General features: G+C 48.2%; 23 protein-coding genes. 8 read left to right on the top strand and 15 right to left on the bottom strand.

All coding sequences use genetic code 11. From position 1 onward, the window contains the following. Nucleotides 1–52: 52 nt before the first annotated feature. Nucleotides 53–1,597, bottom strand: coding sequence for an alpha-N-arabinofuranosidase (locus tag VM802_RS20035; RefSeq protein ID WP_325533842.1), 1,545 nt, complete (start codon nucleotides 1,595–1,597; stop codon nucleotides 53–55). 139 nt (nucleotides 1,598–1,736) lie between these two features. On the opposite strand from VM802_RS20035, the gene pepE reads away from it, so the two are divergent. Both pepE and VM802_RS20025 read left to right on the top strand, forming a co-directional pair. Then, nucleotides 1,737–2,444: a dipeptidase PepE gene (pepE, locus tag VM802_RS20030; RefSeq protein WP_325533840.1), complete on the top strand. Its 708-nt coding sequence runs from the start codon at nucleotides 1,737–1,739 to the stop codon at nucleotides 2,442–2,444. Between the two features lie 41 nt (nucleotides 2,445–2,485). Then, entirely contained in the window at nucleotides 2,486–3,073 is a 588-nt protein-coding gene (locus tag VM802_RS20025; protein WP_325533838.1) for a TetR/AcrR family transcriptional regulator, read from the top strand. A 137-nt stretch (nucleotides 3,074–3,210) separates the two neighbouring features. Here the strand turns inward: VM802_RS20025 and VM802_RS20020 are convergent, their stop codons facing one another. Genes VM802_RS20020 through VM802_RS20010 form a run of 3 tightly spaced genes read right to left on the bottom strand, consistent with a single transcriptional unit; the run spans nucleotide 3,211 to nucleotide 5,359 of the window. Next, nucleotides 3,211–4,542: a DEAD/DEAH box helicase gene (locus tag VM802_RS20020; protein WP_325533836.1), complete on the bottom strand. Its 1,332-nt coding sequence runs from the start codon at nucleotides 4,540–4,542 to the stop codon at nucleotides 3,211–3,213. A 48-nt stretch (nucleotides 4,543–4,590) separates the two neighbouring features. Continuing rightward, nucleotides 4,591–4,785: a DUF8506 family protein gene (locus VM802_RS20015; protein ID WP_325533834.1), complete on the bottom strand. Its 195-nt coding sequence runs from the start codon at nucleotides 4,783–4,785 to the stop codon at nucleotides 4,591–4,593. Continuing rightward, nucleotides 4,778–5,359: an ATPase gene (locus VM802_RS20010; protein ID WP_325533832.1), complete on the bottom strand. Its 582-nt coding sequence runs from the start codon at nucleotides 5,357–5,359 to the stop codon at nucleotides 4,778–4,780. Before VM802_RS20010 ends, VM802_RS20015 begins: the two co-directional genes overlap by 8 nt. Nucleotides 5,360–5,506: 147 nt before the next feature. On the opposite strand from VM802_RS20010, the gene VM802_RS20005 reads away from it, so the two are divergent. Next, complete coding sequence (locus VM802_RS20005; protein WP_325533830.1) at nucleotides 5,507–6,466, top strand: DUF6268 family outer membrane beta-barrel protein; 960 nt, start codon at nucleotides 5,507–5,509, stop codon at nucleotides 6,464–6,466. A 112-nt stretch (nucleotides 6,467–6,578) separates the two neighbouring features. On the opposite strand, the gene VM802_RS20000 is transcribed toward VM802_RS20005, so the two are convergent. Then, nucleotides 6,579–8,930 carry a TonB-dependent siderophore receptor gene (locus VM802_RS20000; protein WP_325533828.1) on the bottom strand — a complete coding sequence of 784 codons (2,352 nt, stop codon included), beginning with the start codon at nucleotides 8,928–8,930 and terminating at the stop codon, nucleotides 6,579–6,581. Nucleotides 8,931–9,295: 365 nt separating this feature from the next. Between VM802_RS20000 and VM802_RS19995 the strand changes: the two genes are divergently transcribed. Continuing rightward, the gene (locus VM802_RS19995; RefSeq protein WP_325533826.1) at nucleotides 9,296–10,312 is read left to right on the top strand and encodes a serine hydrolase domain-containing protein; all 1,017 of its coding nucleotides are present in this window, start codon (nucleotides 9,296–9,298) and stop codon (nucleotides 10,310–10,312) included. 167 nt (nucleotides 10,313–10,479) lie between these two features. Here VM802_RS19995 and VM802_RS19990 read toward each other — a convergent pair whose 3' ends face one another. The 4 genes from VM802_RS19990 to VM802_RS19975 all read right to left on the bottom strand — a co-directional run bounded on the left by VM802_RS19990 (nucleotide 10,480) and on the right by VM802_RS19975 (nucleotide 16,768). Then, nucleotides 10,480–11,532, bottom strand: a complete 1,053-nt coding sequence (locus VM802_RS19990) for an SO2930 family diheme c-type cytochrome (RefSeq protein WP_325533824.1) — start codon at nucleotides 11,530–11,532, stop codon at nucleotides 10,480–10,482. A gap of 138 nt (nucleotides 11,533–11,670) precedes the next feature. Continuing rightward, nucleotides 11,671–12,960 carry a parallel beta-helix domain-containing protein gene (locus VM802_RS19985; RefSeq protein WP_325533822.1) on the bottom strand — a complete coding sequence of 430 codons (1,290 nt, stop codon included), beginning with the start codon at nucleotides 12,958–12,960 and terminating at the stop codon, nucleotides 11,671–11,673. Between the two features lie 21 nt (nucleotides 12,961–12,981). Beyond that, a complete protein-coding gene (locus tag VM802_RS19980; RefSeq protein WP_325533820.1) occupies nucleotides 12,982–15,729 on the bottom strand; it encodes a TonB-dependent receptor in 2,748 nt (915 codons plus the stop codon). A 145-nt stretch (nucleotides 15,730–15,874) separates the two neighbouring features. Further along, nucleotides 15,875–16,768, bottom strand: coding sequence for a LytTR family DNA-binding domain-containing protein (locus tag VM802_RS19975; protein WP_325533818.1), 894 nt, complete (start codon nucleotides 16,766–16,768; stop codon nucleotides 15,875–15,877). Between the two features lie 167 nt (nucleotides 16,769–16,935). On the opposite strand from VM802_RS19975, the gene VM802_RS19970 reads away from it, so the two are divergent. Next, nucleotides 16,936–17,313 (top strand): hypothetical protein, encoded by a 378-nt coding sequence (locus tag VM802_RS19970; protein WP_325533816.1) that lies wholly within the window; start codon nucleotides 16,936–16,938, stop codon nucleotides 17,311–17,313. Between the two features lie 5 nt (nucleotides 17,314–17,318). On the opposite strand, the gene VM802_RS19965 is transcribed toward VM802_RS19970, so the two are convergent. Further along, nucleotides 17,319–17,810: a hypothetical protein gene (locus tag VM802_RS19965; protein WP_325533814.1), complete on the bottom strand. Its 492-nt coding sequence runs from the start codon at nucleotides 17,808–17,810 to the stop codon at nucleotides 17,319–17,321. A 225-nt stretch (nucleotides 17,811–18,035) separates the two neighbouring features. On the opposite strand from VM802_RS19965, the gene VM802_RS19960 reads away from it, so the two are divergent. Further along, a complete protein-coding gene (locus VM802_RS19960) occupies nucleotides 18,036–19,178 on the top strand; it encodes a radical SAM protein (protein ID WP_325533812.1) in 1,143 nt (380 codons plus the stop codon). Continuing rightward, nucleotides 19,150–20,187: a Gfo/Idh/MocA family protein gene (locus VM802_RS19955; RefSeq protein WP_325533810.1), complete on the top strand. Its 1,038-nt coding sequence runs from the start codon at nucleotides 19,150–19,152 to the stop codon at nucleotides 20,185–20,187. The genes VM802_RS19960 and VM802_RS19955 overlap by 29 nt, the downstream gene beginning before the upstream one ends. Here VM802_RS19955 and VM802_RS19950 read toward each other — a convergent pair. The 5 genes from VM802_RS19950 to VM802_RS19930 all read right to left on the bottom strand — a co-directional run bounded on the left by VM802_RS19950 (nucleotide 20,184) and on the right by VM802_RS19930 (nucleotide 26,014). After that, on the bottom strand, nucleotides 20,184–21,443 hold the full coding sequence (locus VM802_RS19950; protein WP_325533808.1) for a SecDF P1 head subdomain-containing protein: 1,260 nt from the start codon (nucleotides 21,441–21,443) through the stop codon (nucleotides 20,184–20,186). The genes VM802_RS19955 and VM802_RS19950 overlap by 4 nt on opposite strands. 90 nt (nucleotides 21,444–21,533) lie before the next feature. Then, nucleotides 21,534–22,877 carry a putative outer membrane beta-barrel protein gene (locus VM802_RS19945; RefSeq protein ID WP_325533806.1) on the bottom strand — a complete coding sequence of 448 codons (1,344 nt, stop codon included), beginning with the start codon at nucleotides 22,875–22,877 and terminating at the stop codon, nucleotides 21,534–21,536. After that, nucleotides 22,864–23,862, bottom strand: a complete 999-nt coding sequence (locus tag VM802_RS19940) for a FecR family protein (RefSeq protein WP_325533804.1) — start codon at nucleotides 23,860–23,862, stop codon at nucleotides 22,864–22,866. The genes VM802_RS19945 and VM802_RS19940 overlap by 14 nt, the downstream gene beginning before the upstream one ends. Nucleotides 23,863–23,889: 27 nt before the next feature. Next, the gene (locus tag VM802_RS19935) at nucleotides 23,890–24,444 is read right to left on the bottom strand and encodes an RNA polymerase sigma-70 factor (protein WP_325533802.1); all 555 of its coding nucleotides are present in this window, start codon (nucleotides 24,442–24,444) and stop codon (nucleotides 23,890–23,892) included. Nucleotides 24,445–24,688: 244 nt separating this feature from the next. Continuing rightward, a complete protein-coding gene (locus VM802_RS19930; protein ID WP_325533800.1) occupies nucleotides 24,689–26,014 on the bottom strand; it encodes a DUF3472 domain-containing protein in 1,326 nt (441 codons plus the stop codon). 386 nt (nucleotides 26,015–26,400) lie between these two features. Here VM802_RS19930 and VM802_RS19925 point away from each other — a divergent pair, with 386 nt between their 5' ends. After that, on the top strand, nucleotides 26,401–26,529 hold the full coding sequence (locus VM802_RS19925) for a hypothetical protein (protein WP_325533798.1): 129 nt from the start codon (nucleotides 26,401–26,403) through the stop codon (nucleotides 26,527–26,529). The last annotated feature ends 3 nt before the right edge of the window (nucleotides 26,530–26,532 follow it).

Raw genomic sequence — 26,532 nt, 5'->3', positions numbered from 1 at the left:
AGATCCTTAAATATCGTGATTATTGCCATATAGACAAAATTGAAATGAGTGATTATTGCAACTCCAGGACTACTACCGAAAATGGTGGGAGCTTCAATGTAATACTATTGTTCTTCAGCGAATACTCCCTGAATACGGCCGGTTTTATTTTGTCTGGCGAGGTGAAGGTATTACAGTCCTGTAAACGGGACGAGGTGAGGATACGGCCTGTTATATGACGATAGCCGGTTTCACCGGTTTGCAGCGTTATTTCCTGCGCCGCCGTGGCATGGATGTTAGCCAGGGAGATATGGGTAAGTCCGCTTTTATCCCTGGAAGCAGACACAGAAACGGCAGGCAGCTTTTCCTTCTCCAGCGTATAATCGTTACAGTGAATATCTATGGGTATCAGGGTTGCATCCTGGTGCACGTTGTACATCTCCATCACATGATAGGTAGGTGTCAGCAGCAGCTGGCTGCCTTTGGTAAGGACCACTGCCTGCAACACATTTACAGTCTGCGCGAGGTTGGCCATACGTACACGGTCTGCATGGTTATTGAAAATGTTCAGCGTAGCTGCGGCTATCATAGCATCGCGCATGGTGTTCTGCTGGTAAAGGAAACCAGGATTAGTACCCGTTTCCACATTATACCATCCTCCCCACTCATCTACAACCAGGGCTACACGTTTCCGGGGATCATACTTATCCATAATAGCAGCATGCCTGCTCACCAGCGTGTCCATCAGGAGAGCGCTCCTCATCGTCTGAAAATACTGCCGCTCTGTAAAGTCCACCGCATCGCTTTTCTGATTCCAGTTTATCACAGCATAGTGATGCAGCGCCACCCCTTCCAGGAGATGCTGCGGAATGTTCTTCATGAGCATTTCTGTCCAGTTGTAATCGCCGGAATTAGCGCCGGAAGCAATCCGGAAGAGATGATCATTCCCCCAATCGGCATGCATAAAGGTGGCATACTTACGGTAGAGGTCCACATAATACTCCGGACGCATGTTGCCGCCGCAGCCCCAGGCTTCGTTCCCTACGCCCCAGTAGCGCACTTTCCAGGGCGCTTTGCGGCCGTTCTGTTCACGCAGTTTCGACATCGGGCTGATGCCATCGAAATTAACATACTGCACCCAGTCCGACAGCTCCTGCACAGTGCCGCTACCCACGTTACCCGCCAGGTAAGGCATTGCCCCCAGCTCCTCGCACATGTCAAGAAAATCATGCGTCCCGAAGCTGTTATTCTCCGTTACATTTCCCCACCAGGTATTTACAATAGTCGGGCGTCTATCTTTCGGACCTATGCCGTCTTTCCAGTGATACGTGTCGGCAAAACATCCGCCAGGCCACCGCAACACCGGTACCTTCAGCCTCCGCAACGCATCAATAATGTCTTTTCTTACCCCCTTCGTATTGGGAATACGGGAACTGTCACCCACATAAAAACCATCATAGATACATCGCCCGAGGTGCTCTGCAAAATGTCCATAGATATTACGGCTGATCACCGGCGCGGATGGGTTGTTACGCAATGTAACAGTGTTCTGTGCTGCGGCCACAACGGTAAGCAGCAGGCATAGCATTAGCTGGCTGATAAAACGGATCTGATTCATAACAGGAATAATATTTCGTGCAACTAAGAAACAAAATAATTGTCAACAATACAATTATTATTTATAAATGATGCCAAAATAAAAATGCAGACGTCTATTAATCAATTAAATTTGTGCGCACCAAAAAATAAATATCATCATGAAACATGTTGTTCTGGCCAGCACTTCCACCCTGTATGGAGATACTTATCTGGCGTACCTGCAGCCCGTAATGAAGCACCTGTTTGCAGGCATACGCGAAATAGTTTTCATCCCCTATGCAAGGCCGGGCGGTATCTCCCATGATGATTACACCGCAAAAGCCGCAGCAGCCTTTGCTCCGCTGGGCATTACCGTACGCGGGCTGCACACTTTTGATGATCCCGCTGCAGCCATACGCAATGCGGAAGGATTCTTCACCGGCGGCGGCAACACCTTCCTGCTGGTGAAAGTATTATTGGAAAACAGTTTGATGAGTGTGCTGAAGGAAACCGTGGAAAGTGGCCGGCCTTACATGGGCTGCAGCGCCGGCAGCAATATCGGCGGTATATCCATGCAAACGACCAATGACATGCCGATTGTTTATCCCCCCGGATTCCAGACAATGGGACTGGTACCGTTTAACCTCAACCCTCATTACCTCGATCCTGTTCCTGACCTTCCCCATATGGGAGAAACCAGGGAAACGCGCATCCGTGAATTCCATACACAGCATACCACGCCTGTAGTAGGCCTGCGTGAAGGCAGCTGGATACACCTCAAAGGGGAAAACATAACGCTGGAAGGCCCGCTGACAGCCCGCATCTTCGAAGCCGGCAAGGAACCTTACGAAATACCCGCCGGCAGCAGCCTGGCACAGCTCGGCTAAAAAATTATTAAACGAACAGATATTCGTTTATATTTACGTATATGCGTTTAAGAGATGAACTAAAGGAGGCGGCTATCCGGGAGAAAGCCATTGAAATGATCGTTCACGAAGGCTTCGATGGACTTAGCATGCATAAGCTGGCGAAAGCAGCGAACATTTCTGTTTCCACCATCTACATCTATTTTAAAAACAGGGAAGACCTGCTGAATCAGCTGTATATCTTTGTGGCCGATCTCTTTGCGAGAGAGACATTAAAGGGTTTTGATCCGGAGATGGACCTGGAAGAAGGCCTGTGGCTGCAATGGAAAAACCGTTACCGCTACATACGTCAGTATCCCCTGCACTACCATTTCTCAGAGCAGTTCCGCAACTCCCCCCTGATACACCAGCAGGAGATAACGGAAGACCGCTTCCGCAGCGCCATGAACAAATTTGTGAAGCACGCCGTACAGAAAAAACAACTGGCGGATCTCCCCCCGGAAGTATTCTGGGCGCTGGCTTACGGCCCGTTCTATATACTCGTAAAATTTCATCTCGACAATACCACTATGTCGGGCAAACCCTTTTCAATGGGCGAGCAGAAGATGCGGCAAACATTTGAGCGCGTGATGCAATCCCTGAAGATGTAGGGATTTATTTAAGTAGCTATGTAGCTATTTAAAATGCAGCGAAGATCTGCCATTGTTTTGATAACAGTTAATCTTCGCTGCATTTTAAATAACTACATAACCAAATAGTTACATAACTAATAACTAATAACTAATTACTACTTCGCTATATCTATTTTTACTTTCTTGTTCTTGATACGCTGATCCTTGATGGCATGCAGCACATGACTTGCCTTCGATTTTACCACAGCCACGAATGAGAAGAAATCCTTCACTTCTATCAACCCGATATCTTCCTTCTTGAGCATTCCTCTGTTGGTGAGGAAACCCACAATATCCACCTTGTTCACTTTATCCTTCTTGCCCGCGGCAATGAAGAGGGTAGTCCATTTGGGCTTATCCGGCAGTTCAGCGGTAGCTGGCAGTGTGATGGTCTCTGTTTCCTCTGCGTTCACATAAGGCATCAGTTTCTCATCCGGCGCTATAATAATGATAGCTGTACCGCTGGCTTCCATCCTGGCAGTACGGCCATTGCGGTGCGTCCAGCTGTCTTCTGTATGCGGCAGGTGGTAATGCACGATGTACCGGATATTGGGAATGTCCAGCCCGCGTGCAGCCAGGTCTGTGGTAACCAGCACATTCACGGTCCCGTTACGGAACTTACAGAGCGCGTTATCACGCTGTTGCTGTTCCATAGCGCCATGATAGAAGGTATTGAGAATACCCTTTTCGGAAATCAGCTTGCTGGTGCGTTCCACGGCTTCACGGTGGTTACAGAACACAATAGTGGAGCGGTTACCCAGGAAACAGATCAGCCGGAACAAGGTATCGATCTTATCAGCTTCCGGAGACAATACCTGTTTTATAGCCAGTCTGGGTGCAATAACGCCGTCTTCCGGGAGGAAGTTAAGGCGCGCCGGGTTGTCCAGCTTCACGAAATCCGGTATCTCTACCGCTTCAGTAGCGGAAGTAAGGATATGTTTCTTTACCGCCGGTAACGACTCAACAATAAATGACACTTCTTCCTGGAAACCCAGTTCCAGCGTTTTATCAAATTCGTCCAGTATCAGTGTTTCAATGGCAGCGGTAGTAATGTTGCCTCTTCGTATATGATCGCCAATACGGCCGGGTGTGCCCACAATCACGGCTGGCGCCTGTATCAGGTTGTTTTCTTCCGTCTCACGCAGGTGGCCGCCATAACAGGCGGTGATCTTGTAGCCGGTGCCCATCTGTTTGAATACCTTCTCGATCTGCAAAGCCAGCTCACGCGACGGCACCACAATCATAGCCTGGGTACTTTTACTGGCAGGGTCCAGCAGCTCCAGCACAGGGAGCAGGAAGGCCAGCGTTTTACCGGAACCGGTAGCCGACAGCAGGATCACATCATTATGTTGCTTATTGGCATCCAGCGACGCCTGCTGCATTTCATTGAGTGTATCGATCTTCAGGGAGGAAAGAATATTTCCTAATGAGTACTTTCTTTTTTGCATCTGACCGCAAAAGTACGAAAATAAAATTTGGGGCTGGCGGAAGGGATATTAATCGGGGGAGCTTTCATTCATAGTCCTGAGGAGATCTTTGGCAGGTACAGTTTTAACATTACCATACATGTCACCTACAACAAGACCTTTGCCTTTTGCCGCGCGTTCCTCAGCAAGCTTACGAAAAGCCATACGCATTCCGCGTAAAACCTTTTCAGACAACTCTTTTATCTCTTTTTCCTTACTATCCATTGTAGTTACTTTGTTCTGAGATTACACCCCAAATATCGGGATTTAAAATTAATTTTTCATCATTCATTGCGCCACTGGCAATCACTTCAGGAATTCCATTCATATTGTCAACAACAGTCCATGCATCACATAAAGGAATATATATTTTTATTAGGTTAGGAAGTCCGCGATAATATCTGCGTTTGATGACTTCCGGTGGAATATTATGACCACCTTCCGCAACCCGGTCCGCAACCCTCTTTTTAGCAAAATCAGGAGAACTCAACCAAAAGAACAGCAATGTAACTTTATATCCATCCTCCTTCACCTTTTTGATCAACGATGCATAACTACGTGTTGATAACGTTGTTTCAAATGCGAAATCTACCTGCTCATCAATAAGATGATGGATACGCTGCAACATCATTCTTCCGGCTTCCACTGCCACACTTTCCGGATAAAATGGCGATAACCCCGCAGCAATGTTATCAGCATTCACAAACTCCCGGCAGTTCAGTATTTCAGGCAAAACGATGTAACTGGCGGTGGTTTTACCTGCCCCATTACAACCAGCTATGATATATAAATCTGGCATCTCTAAATTTAAGCAGAATTACCTTCCCCTTTCCTCTCTCAAAAAAAAATTCCATCAGAAAATAGGGTAAATGATAACAAGCGTGTCATTATCGAAACAATTTCAAAACACTGTATGCTGAGAATTTCATTTTGCCAACGGAAAACCATGTCAAACAAAAAACCTGCAACGAAACGGCGCCTTCTTCTGATCTCATTTACCTTATTGATGGCCAACAGCGCCAAAGCCCAACTGGGTGCAGCTTCGCTCAAAGGCCCGGGAATAGCTGTGAGTGCAGATTATCTGCCGGCCGTTCATTATATCAGGCCGGAAGACAGCGTTAAAACCGCCGCCACCAGCGTCCGCAAACGATACAATATCGGCGTGGGCTTCCTGCTCTCTTCCAGGATAGATACAGCTACCAAAAAAGTGCGCACCTGGAACTTAAATGCGTCTGCCTCTTACATGGAGTTTTCCAACAAGGATTATGAGAAAACCATCTTCCCGGAAAAACTGCTGGGTACACAAATAGGCCTGCAACATTACAGAACCCTGCGCGGACGCTGGAGTCTTTTCGTTGCCGTATCTGCCGGACTTTACAGCGATATGGAGAAGATTGACTACGACGATATTTTCCTCAATGGCGGTGTGCTCTTCATCAAACAAAAGAACGCTCATTTTTCATACGGTTTCGGCGTTGCATTGACCAATACATTCGGTGCCCCCATGATACTTCCTGCATTCATGATGCAATGGAAGAGCGGCAACCGCTTTAAAGTGGATATCAACATTCCTGAGAAGCTGTCTATATCCACCGCCCTAAGCCGGGCAGACGAACTGGCACTCGCACTGCGACTCAACGGTGCCGCCTATGATGTCGAAAAATCACCGGTTAAAAATGAAAGGCTGCTCGGATACCGCGAAGTCACTATCGGACTCGAAAACACCTGGCATGTTACAAAAAATCTGGACTTCACTGCTGCCGGTGGTTCTGTGCTGCTAGGCTCTGTCGACTTCCGGGAGAAAAGTTCATCCTTATTCAATTACGGAAATATATTTAAAGACAGGCCTGAACACAGACTTGCCACCGGGCTGTATCTCAGTGCCGGGTTGAGAATGAAATTCTGATCTTATGCTGATGCTTTTGCTGATACTGCTGATAAGAAAACTAAAACAGAAAACCCGCCAGGAGAAATTCTCCTGACGGGTCTTTTAATGCATATCAGACAATCTTCTGCTATCAGAATTTGTAGGAAACTGTTCCTACAAACTGGGTAGGCGGAATAGGATTGATGCTGTAGTTTTCGTGCACGTAATAGTTGTACGTATTTGTTATGTTAGACACTTTTGCAAGCACAGCGAAACGCTTGAAACTATATCCTGCGCTCAGGTCGAGGGTAGAGAACCCGGGAACGGAAATGAGCCTGTCTTTTGGTGTGATATTGCCTTTACTATCGGTAGTATTGTTCCATCCTGCATAACGCTGACCGAGGTAGTAGAAACTGGCGCCGAATTTCAGTCCTTTCAGCTTTGACTGCTGAATGGTATAGAAGGCACTGGCATTGGCAGTATGATTAGGATTACCAACCAGTCTTTCACCTGCTACAGAAGCATTCTTACCAGGTGTTTTTTCAATCGTCATGCTATTGTAGCTGTAACCAGCAATAACATCCAGACCTGGCAACGGATGACCGGCAATATCCAGTTCCACGCCCTGGCTGAGGGTTTCACCAATCAGCGCTTTAATGGTAGTGTTGTTGTTCGGTGTTACGCCGTCAGCCATGTAAGGAGCTGTCTGTGCGTAGTTGTTGTTGCGGATACGGTAAGCAGTAACATTTACAGACAATTGTCCTTTGAAGAAATCGTTCTTCACGCCCACTTCATACTGATTGATGATGGAGGGAGGCAGCGGGTTGCTGAAAACATCAAAGCCGGTATTCGGTGTAAAGGAATTGGAGTAGCTCGCAAAGATCGCTGTAGTGGGAATCGGCTTGTACACGATACCCAGACGAGGTGAAAATGCGTTATCGTATTTAGCAGGACTTGCTGTTTGGGTACCATTCAGGAAATTGTACACCACAGGCGCTTCGTTCTGCAGGTAAGAGAAACGGATGCCAGCCAGTACTTTCAGCTTCTCAGAGATGCTGATGAGATCCTGCACATAAATACCGAAACGGTTGATAGGTGTGTTGGTCCTGGTTTTCAGGGTATCTCCCACCGGCATATCTGTACGATATGGCAGCCTGTTTGGATCATACACATTGATAATATCGTAAATACCGGTTGTTTTGTTGATGGAAGGAACGCCGTAAGCATATACACCTGTCAGGTACCTGTCTGCATCTACCCCAGCCAGTACGGTATGCTCTACGCTACCCGTGCTGAATTTGCCGGTCAGGTCAATCTGTGCAGCATAATAGTCTTCATTGTTGGCATTCTTACCCAGCGGGCGGGCCCAGGTGCTGTCAGCCTTTGCCTGTATCCTTTCAACAGCGTAATAGTCACGCTGATATTTGGAGTATGCTACGGTACCACTCAGCGCCCAGTTAACATTGAACTTATGCTTGATGGTAGCGGATGCTGTACTCTGCTGCGTGTGGGCATACTGCCATGGTGCACCGTAGAATGTATTGCGGGGCACCTTTATAAGTGCGGTATCAGCGATCGAGCCGGTACCAAAATCAGGTGTGAAGTCATGTTTCAGGTAATCTCCCTGTACAAGCAGCTCTGTACGGTCGCTCAGTTTGAAGAGCAGGGATGGATTCACATAATAACGTTTAGAATGTACCTTATCGCGGTAGCTGTCAGCGGTTTCAAAACTACCGTTCACCCTGTAGGCTACTTTGGAAGAAATAGGGCCATATACGTCGAAGGCTGGCTTCAGCAGTCCGTAGCTGCCAGCTCTGAGGTTTATTTCCCCGCCGAAGTTGAATTTAGGTTGTTTGGTAACCATGTTCATCACAGCACCGGGAGCAACGTTACCATAAAGGATAGCGGTGCTGCCTTTCAGGATCTCCACCCGCTCAAGGCCGCTCATCTCTGTGATAGCGTTCGGGTTTACACGCACGCCGTTTTTAAACATATTATTGGTAGAGAAAGAATAACCACGGGAGTTGAATGATTCCTGTGTACCCGCACGCATGGAAGCCATGTACACGCCGTTCACGTTCTTCACCACGTCGCTCATACGCTGCGCCTGCTGATCTTCCAGCACTTCGCGCCCGATGATGGATACGCTCTGTGGGAGATCCATTACCGGCACCGGCAGTTTACCGATAGATACCGGCTTTTTATTGATAGTTCTTACACCACCCACCACAACTTCGTTCAGCTGGCTGGAAGTAGCCTGCAACGCGAAGCTCAGGTCTGTTGTCTTGTCCGCTTCTACATGAACGGTTTTACTGATTGTCTGTGTGCCGGTATAGGATATAACCATTGTATATGCTCCCGGCTTTACGTTCTTCAGGATAAAAAGGCCGTCTTCATTGGTCAGCGTGCCCTTTTTAGTATCCTTTAATCCTATCGTAACAAAGGCCGCAGGTTCACCATCTGCCGTATTCACTTTGCCCTTAATTACTCCATTCTGTGCCACAGCTGCCAGATTTGCTAAAACCAGACAGATAATCAGGTATAAATGTTTCAATGTTCTATAATTTTCCGCAAAGAAACACCGGTTCACTTCGCCGGTTAGCTCGCATCGGGAAATTTATTTGCGAGATCGGAAATTTTTCCGCCGGGAATGAGGCCACTTTCCCATCAGACACACGGTGGTAGCGGAAAATAGCCGTTTATGCAATCGGGAAAATCTATTTTCCCGTTTTTGATCGTTTCCGGACACAACCGTGTGCCAGGACGGACATATATATTATTTACTATATAATAAATCCCTCTTTTTCAGGTAATTTACTATCCGGCACCCAGATAGCTGTACCTTTAATCTAATAATTATCCAGCTTTATGAAATATATGTCCTCGTTGATTTTACTGATATTGATTATTTCGGCAGATCCGCTATCTGCCCAAAAAAAGCCCTTCACCGATAGCATCTCCACGCTGATGGCCCGCACCAATGTACCGCTGCTGGGTCTTGGGATTATCGAATCGGGAAAAATCAAGAGCGTCCGGCTATATGGCGCCCTCAACGGGCAGACGCCTCCACCGCTCAACACCCTGTTTAACGTAGCGTCGCTAACCAAGCCCATCACCGCTATGGTGGCGCTGAAGCTGGCCAACAGCGGCAACCTGGACCTCGATGAGCCACTCTATCATTACTGGATAGACCCTGATATTAAAGATGATCCACGGCACCTCAGACTCACAACCCGCATCATACTCAGTCACCGGACAGGATTTCCCAACTGGCGCGATAAACAGCTGGCCTTCCGCTTTGATCCCGGCACCGGCTATGGCTACTCCGGTGAAGGCTTTGAATACCTCCGCAGAGCGCTGGAAGCGAAGTTTAAAACCACCCTGCAACACCTGGCCGACTCACTGATATTCAAGCCGTTGAACATGCAGCATACACAGTACGCCTGGGATTCCCGCCTCGACACATCCCTGTTTGCCCAGCCCTGTGATTCCAATGGCAATCGCATCTACAATGCTATGCACCTGGAACCTAATGCGGCCGACTGGCTGGTCACTACCCTGGAAGACTATACGAAATTCGGCGTGTACATGCTGCAAGGCGGTGGACTCTCTCCCCTGCTCTTCAGCGCCATGACCACGCCTGTCTCCGCCATAACACCCGGCGGAAATGAAGCCATGGGACTTGGCTGGGGGATTCTCTCCAACCTCCCGAACAGAGAATATATATTGATGCACACCGGGCATGACCCCGGCGTTTCTACCCTGATATTTCTTTTACCCCAATCGCAACGCGGAGTAATTATTCTTACAAACGCCGACAATGGCATGAAAGCAATGATACCTATTCTCCGCGCCCAACTGGAGATGCCGGATCTGGGGAAATAGCGTAAGTTTCTCGCAGAGGAGCAAAGGAGCAGAGAGCGCAAAGGATTTTTTTAAGTTAGCAAAGAACTTTTTAGTAGTCCGTAAATATTGTTGGGTACCACTAATGGTCTTATTTAACTTAAAAAAAACCTTTGCGCTCTCTGCTCCTTTGCTCCTCTGCGAGAAACTTATTTCAATCCGCTTATCCACTGGCGGATTAGCGCCACACCTTCTTTGTGGATCACCGTCCTCGCCAGTTCCGGCATAGCCGTACCAGGTTCTGTGCTGTTCATGCGGTAAGCAAGTATGGAATGCGCAGGATCACCGGGAATAATGTCATAATCCAGACCGCCGGCGCCGCCACCTGCAGAAACGGGCGACTTACGGATACCGATATGATCAGGATTGGTCTGCTCATATTCCAGGAACAGGCCCGTATTGAAAGCATCGCCGCCTTTGGTGTGGCAATGGGCGCAGTTTACATCCAGGTAAGCCCGTGCGCGCTCGCTAACAGTAAAGGCTACACTGTCTTTCCAGTTGGGAAGCCGCGGTACACTGTCTATAGCCGGCATGCCGGTCAGTATCCCGCTGGTGGCCCACTCCAACAGCTGATTACCGCTATGCCCCTCACGGGTGAAGTTAAGATTGCGCGCCTTAGGGCCAATAGGCGTAAGTACGCTGTTATTGATATGACAGCGTTTACAGTCGTTGGTATTAGGCACCTGGTACACAGTGGAGATCTGCTGCCCGTCGTCATCGAGCAGCGTGATGGGCACTTTCTTGCCCAGTATCCACTTCACGGCATCGGTCTGATCATCTTTCCAGAGATAGTTCATCACTTTCCACTGCCCGTCTGCCGGATCTTTAAACAGCAGCCGGGTTTCAATCATCACCTTTTGATGCTGTGGATTCGTATAGGCAAAATTCTTTACAATGAAAGTGCTGTCAGGAAAGTTCATTGGCCCGCTGGCCGCATAAGTAATTATGCCGCCCGCCGGTAATACAATGAACCTGTCCTTAACAGCATAATCCGTAAATAATGGTGTAGACAATTCATAACCGGTCACGCCCTTGCGTGGATGCAACTCTTTCAGTATACCTGTAAAGAAGCCGTAGTCTGACAATTTCTCTTTAAACTGAAACGCGGCCGCAGCAATATTCTTCGCGGGCTGCTGGTGGCAGCCCTGCATCACAGCGATAAAAAATATCAACGTCACCAAAAAAAACAAAGGCTTCCTCATAACTTAAAATTGGTTCTTTCCATGAAGTGGAATTTGTTTATGTGGTTATTTATTTATGTAGTTATTTCTTTGCGCGAAGGGTTGAAAATAACTACATAAATAAATAACCACATAAACAAATTCCACTTCCTGTAGTCATCATTTACACGTAAAAGGTGTCATATCCGTATTCGGCTGCCAGTCTTTAGTACCCAGCCGCAATGCATCTGCATTTACAAAAAGATTGACGCCTGTCTGTTGTATACAGAGGGAATCAGGATTTGCGGCGGTGCCTTTTGTCAGGATATTGGTAGTGATACCATCATAGATGATATATGGCAGTCTCATTTTCTTACGGGAGGTATCCTGCGCATTCAGCTGTTGTTCAATAGCCGCCAGCACCTTACCGGTATGGTGCTCAAAAAGTGCCGGAGGAAAGGACGCGCCCACCTCCAGCACATTGTCGTGAATGTGGACATTACGGGGTATGGGGAAATAGTTATCGTTCATTTTTGCGGCAGCACCGGCATCAATAAAAAATCCCGATACGATGGAGATAGCATTGGAGTTATTATTGATGATCTTATTATTATAGATCTCCACATCAGATGCGGCAAGAATCACCACGCCACTACCCGGCGCAGCATTACCCACACCCCAGGTATTGCCGAAACTGCCTGATTTCGCAAAATTCCTTTCGTTGTTATCATGCAGGTAATTATTATACGCTTTCACATGCCCGCCACGCTGGGAAAGGTCTGGCAAGTCGAACACCAGGAATCCCGCCGTGTTACCGTAGAATTCATTATCGTATACCTCGGCATGGGAGGTATTCTCAATCTCACACCCAGCCACATTCTTGTAGGCTTTACACTTCCGGACGATGGCACTGTCCGACTGGCCTACATAGATACCGGCGTCTGAAGCCCCCTGCGCATAACAATTCTCCACCAATACGTTCTTACACAGTACAGGATAAATGGCATATCCGCCGCTGGTGGAATCAGCTACTGTCCATACGGCGTGCAGGTTGGTAACCACCACCTGCTGGCTCTTATTGATCTTGATCAGATCTCCCTTTGAGTCGCGCAAAGTCATACCGTCTATGGTGAAGCCCTTTACATCCGTAACACGGATACCCTCCCCACCCTGGCTTTGCGCCGAAAAGTCGAGAATGGTCTTATCCGGACCAGCCCCCTGTATGCGGATATGTTTCACCTGTGCGATACTGAGGTTATCAAACTTATAAGTTCCCGCCTTCAGCTCAATCCGGCTGCTATCTGTCATGGAGAGAAAAGCCTCTGCGATCTTCGTTTCATCGCCGGGGCCAAAACTCAGCTGATGAATATAGCCGTCGCCTTGCTGCTGCTGTCCTGAATTACAGGCTGCCAGCATACTGCCCAGCCCTATAAGCCAGTAATAAAAATGATGCCTGCTGAATAATTGCATATAATGGTTTTTTATGGATGATCAGAATACGTTGTAAGCAAAGGTGATATAATACAAACCGCCGATGGCGGGACTTCCGAAGCCTGTTCTGTAGTACTTGTTGGTAATATTGGTAGCGCCCAGCTTGATGGTTGAATGTGCCTGCAACAACCTGTAGCTGAATTGCGCATCAATCACGGCAGCTGCGGGTACAGTGCCGCTGGCAAAGCCTATCTGATAATAATAACCCGGCCGGTACCGGAATGTTGTGTTAAATGAATATCGCTCTTTTTTCCCAAAACCCGTATTGCCAAAATCGATGTTGAATTTATAGTTCGGCGTATTGAAATTATTCACCTGGCTGTTGTTCTTGTTCTGCAGAAAATCAGAAGAGAAGTTCACCTTCGCCAGGAAATGATGCGACATGTCCACGCTGACACTGGCGGCGTAGCCATAGGTATTCACCTTCTCCGCCCCGTTATAGGCAATGTTGTAGGACACGTAAGTGCGGTGGTCTTTAAACGCGGCAGGATCATCCGTTCCGGGCGTATTGGCCACATTCACATAGCCGATGAAATTCTTCCAGGTAGAGTAATATCCCAACACATCTATCAGTACACACTTTGCGATGAGGGAGGAATATCCCAGCTCAAAAGCATCTACAGACTGCGGCCGGATGTCGTTCAGCTTAAACTGTTGCAGGTCCGCCGGGTTATTACTCTGCTGGTATTTTGTAACGCTGCTGAGCAGGTAAGCAGGATACTTCTCAAACTGATACACACCGTTCAGCAGCCTCGCTGAACCGCCGGAAGCAAAACTGTTGTAGTCTATCAGCTGGCTTTGCAGCGATTGTATGTTAGACGGAAAGCTGTATGCATTCTGATAAGAGAAACGGATAAAGCTCTCCTTGTTCACCTCTCCTACCGCAGATACACGCGTAGTGATACGCGGTTTTTCGAAGAGCGTATTCTTATCATAGCGGAAAGCCGCACTAAGACTTAGTTTATCTTGTATCACTTTTTTAGTGAGATGGATATAGGCGCTGTATTCCGCCACATCAACAGGACCGTCATTATCCGGGAATAGCGTGCCTTTTGAGTCGAGGCGGTAAAGCCGGTAGTTAAGCCCCGCTATCACTTCTGCAACTTTTATAAGATGTGTGAAGTTGTACTGCGCTTCTGCGTTATACAACTTGCTCCTGTCCTGAAACAGCGTGCCCCCTTTAGAGGTAGGCAATGAAGCAATACTGTCTTTCAGGCGATTGAACAAGCTGCCGCCGGCATCAGGCATGCCCTGGTTGGCTGCCTTTCGCGCCATCACAGATGCATCTTCATAACTCTTCCCTTCAGCCATCGCCTGCAGAAGCATACCCGTGTACGCAGGATACCAGCCTTCGCCGGTAGCTGCGTTATAACTGGGCTTCCAGGCTTCATTGATCAGCTGCGCTGTTGGGCCGGCAATAACCGTATTACCGGAATTCTCACGCGTGGTATAAGCACGTACAAACCAGTGGTCAGCTTTCAACTCAGCGCGGTATTGCCCCAATCTGAAATTGGTGAGGGCATACCTGGTATCATTGCTGTATACGGCATTACCCTGGCCAAACGTACCAGATACAATAGCCGTGAGACGGGGTGTAATCTTATACCGCAGCTCCGCATTGGCCTTGAACATCTTTGCATCGCTGCTGAGGTAACCGTATTCTGCGTAGCCGCTCCTGGCCACATAGTTGCTGCCTTTCGCAAGCAAAGGATCTATGAGCGGAGCCAGGTCAGGATTCTGCTCTTTGGCTCCCATCAGGAACGGGTTAATATCAATGGACGTTTTACTGCCGTAGATATTCACACCGTTGTAGTTCGGATCGGTGAGCGGGCCACCCAGGCTATTGGTATTGGTGGTATCTGTGGCCACCCAGTCTTTGGCCTGGGTATACTGTACATTGATCTTGAAGGCGAAACGGTCGTTCACTTTCTTTCCCCAGCGCACCGTCCAGTCGTAGTAAGGTGACGGCCCCAGGGGATCATTCGATACGCCCTTGCTGATATGATTCACTCCCTGTGTTATCTGCGCGCTGAGTCCCTGGTATTTAAAAGGGTCCTTACTTGTCATGACCATGGTGCCATTTAGGCCGCGCGAACCATACAGCGCCGAAGAGGCGCCGGATAATAATTCAAGATTATCCACATCCAGCTCGGTAAGCCCAATAGCTACGCCCAGCGGAAAGTTGAGACCTGGAGCCTGGTTATCCATACCGTCCACCACCTGCGTGAAGTTAGTATTGCCGCTGGTATTGAATCCACGGGTGGTGATAGTGGTGAAGGTGAGGCTGGATGTGGTAACATCCACCCCTTTCAGGCCCTGCAGCATCCCGAAGTAGCTGGGCTGCGGCGAGTTCACAATATCCCGCGTACTGATCCTTTCAATAGTGACCGGCGACTCTATCTTCTTTTGTACGCTGCGGCTGGCCGATACCACCACCTCCTTTCCCAGGATGGATGCAGGCAACAACTGTACACGCTGAACTCCGGCTGCCGTCACCGTCAGCTCCTTCGTTTCAAAACCAACACACGAAAAGATCAGTGTAACAGGATAGGCATGCTTCGTCGAAAAGCGGAAGCTGCCCTGGTCATTGGTATAGTCGCCATTAGGTCCGTCCTTCATCGTAACGGAAACGGCAGGCACCACTTCACCAGTAACACTGTTGCGCACATTTCCTGAAAGGATGGTCTGCGCCTGCGAGCAATATGCAGTCAATACTATCATTGCTACCAACGTTATAAATTTTGGCATCGGCGGGTGGAATTTAGACAGGTTGATAAAAGCCTCATTACCTTAAGTTAAGGCAATGCGCTGCAACGATATTAGCAAAAAGCAGCCGATGGAAATGTCTACAGTATTGACTTTGGGGTGAATTTGCCTGCTGGCGGGGTGAATATCAGGAGGCCGGGGCGAAATGCTCCTTAAAAACATCGAGGTACGAGCCGGATACGGGTACTGTCAGATCCTCCATGCCATCGAGCTGCAGTTGGTGTCCTTTAGAAGTCTTCCTGAAAAACACCACTTTACTCATATTTACAAGGTACGACCGGTGAGCCCGCACAAAACCATGACCGGATAATTCCCCTTCCAGTTTCTTCAGGGAAGTACGGATCAGTTCCTTCTGGGTAACGCCTGCCGCCATATAAAAAACATGCACATAATTATCCTCCGCTTTCATGAGCAACAACTTTCCAGGATGCACAGATAGCACAGTCCGGTTGTTTTCATCACAGATAGGCAGACATACCTCTGCTTGTGCCTGTACTACAGGTATGGCTGGCGCAGTGTTCTCCAGCGTTCTGAGCCGCTCTATCTTTTCGCGGGTATAAAACCAGAGCAGCGCAATAAAATATGGCAGGGGCATAATTAGTGCTGTGTAACGCAGCGTATTGATAAATTCAGACCAGGTAAAGAAGAATATGTCTGTCAGCATCACATCCGCAATGGTAACAGTGGCCGCTACCAATATCAACTCTCCCAGGAACCAGAACAGGTAAGTGGCGTTGGTGAGTTTCAGCCGCTGCCGCAGCTTCGCCAGCCCAAACTGGGACACACCCAGGGCAATCATACCACAGCAGGTAAAAGTCCCGAAAAGCCTCTCCAGCGACAACTGCTCCCCTTCATACCATTTATTGATATTGAAAGGCAGGAATATATACATAAACAGGAAACAGAAAATGGAACAAAAGGCAATCAGTGCTATCCTGTTGCGCACAGAATCCAGCAGTGTGAATCTCGGTTGCCCCGCAAAAAATCCGGGGCTGAATGGCAAAGTGGATGAGCTTTTCATACCGGTAACATTTTCTATTTTCAATATAACGAAAAAAGCTGCATGGATGGAAAGTGGTCAGGAAATTTTATATTAGCAATATGGAGATGATCGATACCACTGAAATTTTTCAGCCGCCCCTTTTCATCAGGATTTTCTGTCGCGTCTCTTGTGTTGTTATGTTGTCAATGATCATCCTGTTGGCATTCACGGTGAAGGAAAACCCGCAAACATTGTGGATTCTTCCCGTGTTACTGCTTTTATCCTGGTCCATGTACGCCTACAGTAAACTACAACTCCTTATTTCCAAGGACGCCATTATCTTCAGGGGAGGCCTTAACCCTCATCATATTCAATGGCAGGACATCACTAAAATAGATATGTACGGCGCCGGAAAGTACGATACCCCCATTATTAATATCTATTATAAAAACCGAAAGCTGGAAATTGCCCGGAGCACTTACCTGCATAACCAGTTTAACAAAATCATTGGTTTGCTGGAAATGAAGGTAAGCGATGATCTTTTTACGGCCAGATATATCATGACCCGGAAGAAACTATCCTGAGTTTCCTATAATGGTTTGCCCCGTTGTTCCTTCTTTTTCTCAAAAGCCTCATCATCCAGCACCGTAAATCCTTTAGGCGCCTTCCCCACCGGCCCCGTATAAATACCCACAAACGGTTTACTATATACCCTTCTTGTAACAGGATCGGTCATACGAAAATATTGAGGATACCACCCTTTTACTATTTTCTCTCCCGCAGTCTTCTTTTGTTGCTCCTTTTCACGGTTGTGCAAGATCTTCTCTGCTGTTATCTGTTGCACAGCTGCCTCCGAAAAGAAATAAACCTTCCTTCCCCGAAGCGCACCGCCGCTATTGCCTTTAAATACGCCTGCATGATGCCACTCCGTTGCAAACCGCTCCAGTTCCTTTGCACTCACCTTCATACCCAGCTGCTTTGACAGACGCGCCGCCACTTCACCGGCTTTCAGCAATCCACGCGCTTCTGCATCCTGGTAGTTTTCCGATTTCCCCTCCCGCAGGTAGTCATTCATTTTCATACAGGCAAGTTAAGCTGTTTACCGCTTGCCGTTCAAAAAAAATTTGTCCCCGCATAAGGGTATCATTAAGCTGCCGTGTTCTATCTGGAAAATTGCACCATGCAATACGAAGAAGAACAAATGTTCCAGTTGCTCGCAAAGCTGCTGGCGAACCTGATTATACCTGTACTGTGCGTGATTGCACTGGGCATTTTATTACTGATCATTTTCCTTTAAACGAATGTTATGTATACTACTACTGATTACATTGCCAGAGGCTCACGCTTTGTGCGCAATCAGCTGCGGCCATCCGGAAAAGTACTGTCAACATTAATGATATATGCTACAGACCTGTGTAACTCACGCTGCAAGCATTGCCTGATATGGGCCAAACGACCTGTCGTACACCTGCCGATGGAAAAGATCATCGAGATCATGCAGAGCGATTGTATCAGTAAATCCACCACCATCGGACTGGAAGGCGGTGAATTCCTGCTCCACCCGCAGGCATTTGAAATACTCGCCTGGTTTCATGAACATCATCCCAACTTCGACCTCCTCTCTAACTGCCTGCAACCGGAAAAGGTGATCAAAGCAGTACGCGAGTTCCCCCCGAAACGATTATTCCTCTCCCTGGACGGCACCCGCGAAACCTATAAACACATGCGCGGTAAAGATGGCTACGATAAAGTGCTCAGCGTGATCAGCGCCCTCCATGAGGAATGTGAGATCTCCGTGATGTTCACACTTTCTCCCTACAACAGCTTCGACGATCTCGCACACGTAATGGACGTCTGCAATAGCTATAATATAGACCTCCGCGTAGGTATCTATAATAACATCTCCTACTTTGATACAGTAGATCAGGCGCATGCCCCCGGATCGGATGGCAGCGGGAATAATCAAAACAATGCCGCAACAACTTCTGCCGCCTCCGCCGGGTTTGATATTCCACCAGAGATCATCGAGCGCCTCGGCGATTTCGATGAAAACCTCGACTTCCTCCTGTTATATAAATACTGGCAGCGTGGGGAACTGAAACTGCCCTGCTATTCTATCTTCGATAGCGTGGTAGTACTGCCCAATGGTGATGTACCCATCTGCCAGAACCTCGATGTGAAGCTAGGCAACGTGTACCAGAAAAGCCTGGACGACATATTCAACAGTTCAGTCACTATCGCTGCGCAAAAGAAGTTTTGTAAAGATTGTAACGGATGTTGGATTAACTTCCACCGCAAATACGATGTTACCCTGTTCAGACAGGCGGAGCAACTGGCAGGATCTGCCGTCACCTCCCGCATACTGGGTAAATATCAGTGGAACAATCAACACGACAGCTTCAAAAAAATAATATCTGCCCATGATAGCTTACCTGGCAAGCAAGTTTAAAAACAGACGTAGAAAACAGGTACTGCAACACTTAACGCAAAACAGCAATGGGGGCTGTTTTGCGTTTATTGGCATTGGCCAGCACAGTATGGAAAACCTGTATCCTGCGTTACTCAGTACAGGCGTTCCCGTCAAATATCTCTACTCCCGTGACCTGCAGCTCGCACAACAAGCTGCCCGCCTGTTCCCCGGCAGCACGGGAGTTGCAGACCTTCATCATCTGCTGGACGACAAGGAGGTGAAAGGCGTTTTTATCTGTATTAAAAATGAACACCAGTTACCACTCGTCATCAGGTTTTTGGATGCAGGTAAATATGTATTCGTGGAAAAGCCCGCCGTTACTGATTACGCAGGCCTTGAAACGCTACTGTCACATCCCCTTGCAGACCGTTGTATGATCGCTTTCAACAAACGTTTCAATCCATTGAACCGGGAATTAGAGAAAGAAATCAGCAGGTCATACAGTTATCATGCAAAATATCTTACCGGCCCTTACCCTGAAGGAGATGCCGTGATGGAACTCTTCTGTCACCCGGTTGACAACGTGCTGCAATTCTTCGGACCACCAAAAGATTATTGCCTTCAACATAAAAAAGTAAACGGCGGTATCAGCATCCAGCTGATGATGCAACACGAACAGGCAAACGGCACACTGGAACTCTCCACCTGCTATTCGTGGAACATGTTCAAAGATCAGCTGCACTGCATAAATCAACGGAGAAGTATAGAGATTGATTATCCGGGATCTTTCCTGGTAAGTCCGCTGGGATACAGGGTAGGCGGCATTCCGATGGAGAAGCTGTTCAGGAAACAACGGCCTGTATTTATGCAGCAACCGGCAGCGGTACCCGTAGCTACCAACAACAGCATCTGGCAGCACGGCTACCTGCAGGAAGTTACTTACTTTGTTGAAACAGTAAACCGCGGAGGGCTGCCGGAACAGGCTACACCGGCAACTTTACAAACGAGCTTCGCATTGCTGGACTCGATCAGACGCAGTATATCCTAATGACCGATCCCCTTGAACGTCATCTGCACCGGATAGGGATACCCCAGCATACGTTGCATATTATAGGCATCAGCAACGGAAGGAAGCCCGGCAATAATCATACTGCCTTCGGCAATTACGCCGCGGATAATCGCCGCTTTGATCAGGCGGTCATCTGATACGATGGCCAGCAGATCGCCATTGTGCGCAGTCGTATATGCCTTCAGTCCTTCACGGCCGCTGTCTTTCAGGATAATCTGCACACCCGGTTGTCCGTTTCCTTCGTCGAGGTACTGACCACAGTAGGCCAGCTCATTACTGTTGACCGCCACCAATGTGGTGTCCAACAGATACAGTTCATGGATGTCATCATTTACAGCAGTATACCAGCGTGTCTGACGAGGCACGGCGACCTGTTTCAGCAACGCCTTCACCACAGCGCTGTCGCGGGCGAAGAACGACGCCACATAGGTAACTGCCTGTATCGTTACCGGAGGCCAGGATAATACTTTCTGCGTATCCTTTGCTTTTAGCTGCTTTATAACAGGCTGCACCTCAGCGTAGCCGCCAAGAAAACGGACATCTGTTTTCCAGGTCAGCGCTTTTACAATGGCAGCAGTGTCCGGATCGCCGCGAAGCAACAGGGAAACGGTATTACCCACAACGAGGATATTGGCAGATGATATCCCCCTTTTATATATTCCTTTGAGACGGTCCGACAACGTCGTTACCATGGTTTCTCTGAAAGCGTCATTATCTTTGAATGCAGGATCATCCACCTGGAACGAAAAGCGTGTATACGTAGCCGTGGTAGCGGATGATATTTTTGCCGATTGAAGGATCTTTGTCCACTTGCCGGTTAGTTGCGGAGAAAGCGCCTGCCCTTTGAAAGAAGCCATCAGTGCATGCACGGCGGTTTTACCTTCAACAACATAAATCAGGTTATTCACAGTGCTGCCCCGGCGCTCAGTTGCAAGGGTGAACAAGCGGCTGCTGTCCGTTTTCTCCAGCAGCTTCTCTTTTTTATCCCCGCCGGAGATCCGCTCCGCTACTTTATCCAGCGTCCACTGCTGCTTCCCTTTTTCCCACGAGGAGATAATGAGCTCCCTGTTTGCGGTGGCATCATCCGGCTGGAAACGTTGCATATAAATCGATCCGCCTTCTTCTGTCCTCTCATCCGTTTTCCGCCAGCCTTCACCGGCAGGAAATGGTACGCTGACGTCCTCCGACTGCGCATAAACAGTGGGGGATATACCCACAAAAAATAGCGCCAGCATGGTGATGCAGCGTTTAACTACAGGAAAACAAACTATAAATGACAGAAGATTTTTATTACCGATGATCATAACCGCGAATATATATACAAATCACCGGAACCTGTATATAAGGCCCACATGCAGATCCACCCATACTTTCCGGTTGGTCATAGCGCTGTCGGTGTATTTATCGCTGATCGTGTAGATGGGATTCACCAGGTGGAAGTCTGATGGTTTACTGTTCTCTCCCGGACGCAATACCGATTCCAGCGGCACCCTTCGCCCGTTGTAGTAGTAATCCGTCTTCATGAAACTCGCAGCAGGACCAAATTGCAGCCGCCAGTGTTTGCCGAAATCCTTTTCAGCCAGGAGATTTATCTTCGTTACAGTACCTTTTAGAGTAACAACACGGGTGGGTACAAAGGTATCTATCGGCATTACATTTTTGAAATCCTTAGAGAGGTTACCGGTAGTGGCAGACAAATGTATGCCCCACTTCTCCGAAAGCTTCAGCGATGTGCCCAGGCCATAATAAAAACCGGCAGTACTGAAGTTAGTACGCCAGCCAACCACCGCATACAACCAGGTAATACCCACATTCACCACCGGATTTGCATAAAATGTTTCATCAATGGAAACGCCTGCCGCCGCATACAAACGGGGCATCCCGAAACCTATGTGCAGACCGCGTTTACCTCCGCCCCCGTTACCATTGCTACTGCTACTGCCGTTTACGGCGAGTGGCACAGGAGGCACCTGTAACGCAACCTTCGGTGAAGGCAGCGTAATACCCTTCAGGGCTTCCAGGCTCGCATATCCGGGTGCTGGTGATGACGGCCGTTCTTCCGGTATTGTCGGTGCGGTTGTATTAACCAACCGGGAAGTGCCGGCAACCGGCTGTTGCGTCTGCCCTGTGGGAGCATCCTTTACAGGTATACGTTTCTCCGGGGCCTTCCCGGCAACAGCTCCAGGCACACCAGGCGCCGTTGTACCTTTACGTGTAACCGGCGGCGTTATAAGTTGCTTGTTTGCCGCTCCGCGCTGACGCGGCGGTACTTTCCCTGCTGTAACAGACAATGCTGCCGGCGCGGTAGATACAGCTGCCGTTGCATTGGCGGCAACAACAGGCTCATTATGTATAATAATATGGTTCCCGTAAATCTTATAGTGCAGCTGGTAGCGGTCACCCAGCCATGTCAGTAGTTCGTTTAGCCCTAACCGTGATTTCGGCGGCAATACTTTTGTCTGTGGACTAACCTTCCTGGCATTGAAGGAGAACACCAGTCCTGTTTGTCGCGCTACCATAGCTCCCAGCGAATCCAGACGTATAGCACCGGTCGGAAGGCTCAGCTGCCTGGCTGGTACCTGGGGTTGTTGTTGTGCCGCTGAAGGATACAACGTGACCAGCATAATAAAAGATACGACTGCTACCGCTGCAGTTCTAGCTACATTCATTCCCGAAAAAATATACTGTGTTTTGTTCAATCCTGTATTGAATACCAAGTGACGCCGCAATTACCTCCAGCACATACTGCAGGGGTTGTTCCTCAAACTGGGTGTTGAGCCGGCATTGTGCCAGCAATGGGTTTTCCAGCACCACGTGTACGTTGTAGGCTTTTTCCAGTTCTTGCTTTACTTCTCCCAGTGACATATTGTAGAAATACAGGCTCCTGGTAGCATAGCTGTAACTGTTACGGTTCACGGTATCCAGCAATCGCAGCTTCTGGTCTGCGATGGTGTAGATACCTGTCTTTCCGGCATTCACGATAATGCTGGCGGTATCTTTATACATTTTCACCGCTCCGCTGCTAACCGCTACAGTTACGGAAGCTGAATCCTCTTTTACATTAAATGCAGTGCCCAGCACCACTATCCTGACACCTCCCGCAAGTACGGTGAATGGCTGACCCGTCTGCGTTTTCACGGAAAAGTACCCTTCCCCCTGTAACAATACCTCTCTGCTGCTGGCGGCAAAGCTGTGGCTTACAGACAAGCGGCTGTTCTTTGCCAGGGTTACAACAGAGGCATCCGGCAGCGTGTCGTTCAGTACCGCTTTACCAGAGCTGATCACTTTGCTGTAGGCTGGTGTCGTCGCAGTTTTATGGGGTACCAGCAGCCAGGCCAGCAGGGCTGCACCCAGCAACACCAATACGGTGGCTGCAATCCTCATGGGCGTAAACAGCGTTCTGCGTATAGGCAATGGCGTTATCTCCAGGTGTCCCTGTAGCTGCTGCCACTCCGCAGCGCTGTCAGGAGGCCTCCAGGCGGTAACGGGATGCGCTTCATCCCACAGGCGGGCCGCGGTTTCAAAGGTCACATTACTCTCCGCCGACAATTCCCTCCATGCATCCACAGCAAAGGCCTCCTCCGGAGAGGCTTCCCCTGCCAGATACCTGCCGATCAACGACAAGTCTACTTGTATTTCAGGATGTTGGTTCACTTGTAGAATTATTACATAATGAATGGTTTATAATATAATCCCGGTTATAATGGCCATAATCACCAGGTAATCACCCAGTTTCTCTCTGAATATCTTCAATGCTTTACCAATCTGTGCTTCTACTGTCTTAACGGAAATTTCCAGTTCAGCTGCAATTTCGGCATATTTCTTCCCTTCCATCCTGCTTTTGATGAAAATAATCCGGCATTGCGTGGGAAGGCTTTCAAGGACTCCCTGTATACGTCCCGACAACTCCGCTGTCAACACTTTGTCCTTAGTGTTATTCACAACCGGCGTCATATCTGCTGCTGCGTATTGCGTATGATGCTCCCGCGTTTTGGTATTACGTATATGATTCAGGCAAAGATTATGCGTTGATTTATAGAGATAACTCCCAATGGCTTCTTCCATAAGCAAAACATCGCGCTTCTCCCACAGTTTGATAAATACCGATTGTACCACATCACTGGCGGCGTCATTATCTTTTAGCATAGTAAAGGCATAACGGTGCAGCTTTACATGGTACACATGAAAGAGCTGCCCGAACAACGTCAGCTGGTCTTTATCTTTATGGCCTTCCAATGAGTGCGGTATAATCCTCTTTTGAAAATTTTCCCAAAGGTATATTTATATAACACATGAAAAAAAAGATACCCCTATCTGAAGTGATTTTTTTATTTAGGTATTTAGGGATGTAGTTATTTAGGTATTTAAAATGCAGCGGAGGTAGTGTTTGGTCAATATAAAAAATAAACAAAACATATTCTCCGCTGCATTTTAAATAGCAACATCCCTAAATCCCTAAATAACTAAATCCCTAAATAAATCAGGGTAGTGTATTAATATTTATGTTTGGCGTCTGCCCGGTGGCAGTGCGGGTGAAGCTGGTGTTGTAGTTTACATAGTCGGCAAAGAAGCCACAATTGCGGAGATAGAAAGCGCCGGTAGTGGCGTCGACGCCGCCGGCATAGTCTCTGCGCTGGTCGTTGGTGGCAGTGGCATCAGCAGTGAAGCGGCCCGCTGTCAGCTCCTTCCATACGCCGGCTGTAGTCCTGATCCACTGATTGTTGAACAGTACGCGACGGCCCTTGAATCCCTGCGTATCGTCGAAATTTTCCAGGAACGAGTACAAACCGGTAAGCCAGGTATTGGTATTGGGGCGGTTCCAGGTAGCGATGAAACGCCAGGAAGATGATTCAGGCGTATAGATCCATGCGGAATAATTCGTAGAGCCGTTGGTGTTATCCGGTGTCACGCGGGTGAGGAACTTATAAGTAGTACCGGCCTTCCAGTTGAAAACCAGGTAGCTCTGGCCACCGGTACCTTCTCCGCCGAAACTGTTGTCTGTCACGTTAGGTCCTTTCCTCACCAGGGTTGTTTTGCCTACAGAAGGGTCCCACACAGAGAAGAGCACTCTCCTTTCTGTAGCGCTATTCACCTGTATACCGAAATATCCTTCAGAGAAGCCGTTGCTCATAAAATAAGAACCAAGCTTGTCTTCTCCCACTGGTACAGTCACTTCATTGTAGAACCACTCTGCTGTGTTCCCTGAAGGAATACTGTAGCCCATATGTACGGAAGGGCCGCGCCTCGACCAATAATAATTGGCAGCATCATTGGCATACACCACATTGCTGGCAGTAGCCGTACCACTGATTACCACATGCGATACATCACCGAAGTAAGAACCGGTTTTACTGACACCTTGCAGGTCTACCTTCACATAGCCTGCGCTGCTGATGTTTACGGAGCCAATGGAATAATCCGTGGAATTTTTGCCGCTGATGGTTTTGGTGAAAGATGTACCGTTCACAGTTACTTTGATGGTGCTGCTGCCGGAGGGCACCTTGGCGCGGATAGATACATTCAGCTGGCCGGTAAGCCCCAATCTGAAATAAGCGCTGGTAGTGCTTCCGGAGTTGGTCCAGCTGCTGAGACCATTATCGGTGATCACTTCTGTGCCACCGGGAGCAAGGGTGGTTACATAGGCGTTGCCTGCCAGTGCCACATCGTAGCTGGAAGCAGGCGGAACATTCGCCTTTGTGGCGGATGCATCCCCCCGCTGTAAGAGGTTGTTGTCTTTAAGATTTTTACTACATGCAAAAAGGAAGGTAGCAGCTAGTAGCGCTGTACCGAGAATTCGGGTGCTCATGTTCATAGTAATTAGATTTTGAAGGTTAAGATGTATACGCGAACAGGATCTTCACGCACATGGGTTTAACGTGCAGCGTTTTCATGTTCACTGTTGGTGCTCAAAATTGTTACTATAACAAGATAAGAAAAATATTTATATGGTTCGCTGGAAGCTGGAGCGCAGGCATCAAGTCCGCCTGTCATTCGATTGTCCTTTGATTCTCTTAGAGGGTAAAAACGTACTTATAGGTATAGCATCCCCCAGTCAAAGCCCTGTTAAAGGCGTACAAGCTCCTCCGCAAATGTTAATCATTGATCTGTCATAAACATTTTCAACGCGGTGTTGTTATGAACGATACCGGTAATTTTACACCCAATCATCATGTATTAATAACAATCAATCTTATGAAAAACCTACAAACCAAACTCCGCAGGGCGATACGTGCCCAGCCGCCAGCACAGGCTCTTTATTTCAAATATCTTTTATCACCCTCCAAAAATTACTACAATGCCTTACTCTCCATTATTGATTAAACC

Origin of the sequence: Chitinophaga sp. (assembly GCF_035538455.1) — a bacterium.
GTDB lineage: Bacteria > Bacteroidota > Bacteroidia > Chitinophagales > Chitinophagaceae > Chitinophaga.
Note: the sequence above shows the minus strand (reverse complement) of the source record. Positions and strands in the feature narration are given on the sequence as shown.

Coding starts and splice junctions, on each gene's coding strand:
- VM802_RS20035 (WP_325533842.1), bottom strand. CDS start 1,597: ATGAATCAGATCCGTTTTATCAGCCAGCTAATGCTATGCCTGCTGCTT.
- pepE (WP_325533840.1), top strand. CDS start 1,737: ATGAAACATGTTGTTCTGGCCAGCACTTCCACCCTGTATGGAGATACT.
- VM802_RS20025 (WP_325533838.1), top strand. CDS start 2,486: ATGCGTTTAAGAGATGAACTAAAGGAGGCGGCTATCCGGGAGAAAGCC.
- VM802_RS20020 (WP_325533836.1), bottom strand. CDS start 4,542: ATGCAAAAAAGAAAGTACTCATTAGGAAATATTCTTTCCTCCCTGAAG.
- VM802_RS20015 (WP_325533834.1), bottom strand. CDS start 4,785: ATGGATAGTAAGGAAAAAGAGATAAAAGAGTTGTCTGAAAAGGTTTTA.
- VM802_RS20010 (WP_325533832.1), bottom strand. CDS start 5,359: ATGCCAGATTTATATATCATAGCTGGTTGTAATGGGGCAGGTAAAACC.
- VM802_RS20005 (WP_325533830.1), top strand. CDS start 5,507: ATGTCAAACAAAAAACCTGCAACGAAACGGCGCCTTCTTCTGATCTCA.
- VM802_RS19995 (WP_325533826.1), top strand. CDS start 9,296: ATGAAATATATGTCCTCGTTGATTTTACTGATATTGATTATTTCGGCA.
- VM802_RS19990 (WP_325533824.1), bottom strand. CDS start 11,532: ATGAGGAAGCCTTTGTTTTTTTTGGTGACGTTGATATTTTTTATCGCT.
- VM802_RS19985 (WP_325533822.1), bottom strand. CDS start 12,960: ATGCAATTATTCAGCAGGCATCATTTTTATTACTGGCTTATAGGGCTG.
- VM802_RS19980 (WP_325533820.1), bottom strand. CDS start 15,729: ATGCCAAAATTTATAACGTTGGTAGCAATGATAGTATTGACTGCATAT.
- VM802_RS19975 (WP_325533818.1), bottom strand. CDS start 16,768: ATGAAAAGCTCATCCACTTTGCCATTCAGCCCCGGATTTTTTGCGGGG.
- VM802_RS19970 (WP_325533816.1), top strand. CDS start 16,936: ATGATCATCCTGTTGGCATTCACGGTGAAGGAAAACCCGCAAACATTG.
- VM802_RS19965 (WP_325533814.1), bottom strand. CDS start 17,810: ATGAAAATGAATGACTACCTGCGGGAGGGGAAATCGGAAAACTACCAG.
- VM802_RS19960 (WP_325533812.1), top strand. CDS start 18,036: ATGTATACTACTACTGATTACATTGCCAGAGGCTCACGCTTTGTGCGC.
- VM802_RS19955 (WP_325533810.1), top strand. CDS start 19,150: ATGATAGCTTACCTGGCAAGCAAGTTTAAAAACAGACGTAGAAAACAG.
- VM802_RS19950 (WP_325533808.1), bottom strand. CDS start 21,443: ATGCTGGCGCTATTTTTTGTGGGTATATCCCCCACTGTTTATGCGCAG.
- VM802_RS19945 (WP_325533806.1), bottom strand. CDS start 22,877: ATGAATGTAGCTAGAACTGCAGCGGTAGCAGTCGTATCTTTTATTATG.
- VM802_RS19930 (WP_325533800.1), bottom strand. CDS start 26,014: ATGAGCACCCGAATTCTCGGTACAGCGCTACTAGCTGCTACCTTCCTT.
- VM802_RS19925 (WP_325533798.1), top strand. CDS start 26,401: ATGAAAAACCTACAAACCAAACTCCGCAGGGCGATACGTGCCCAGCCG.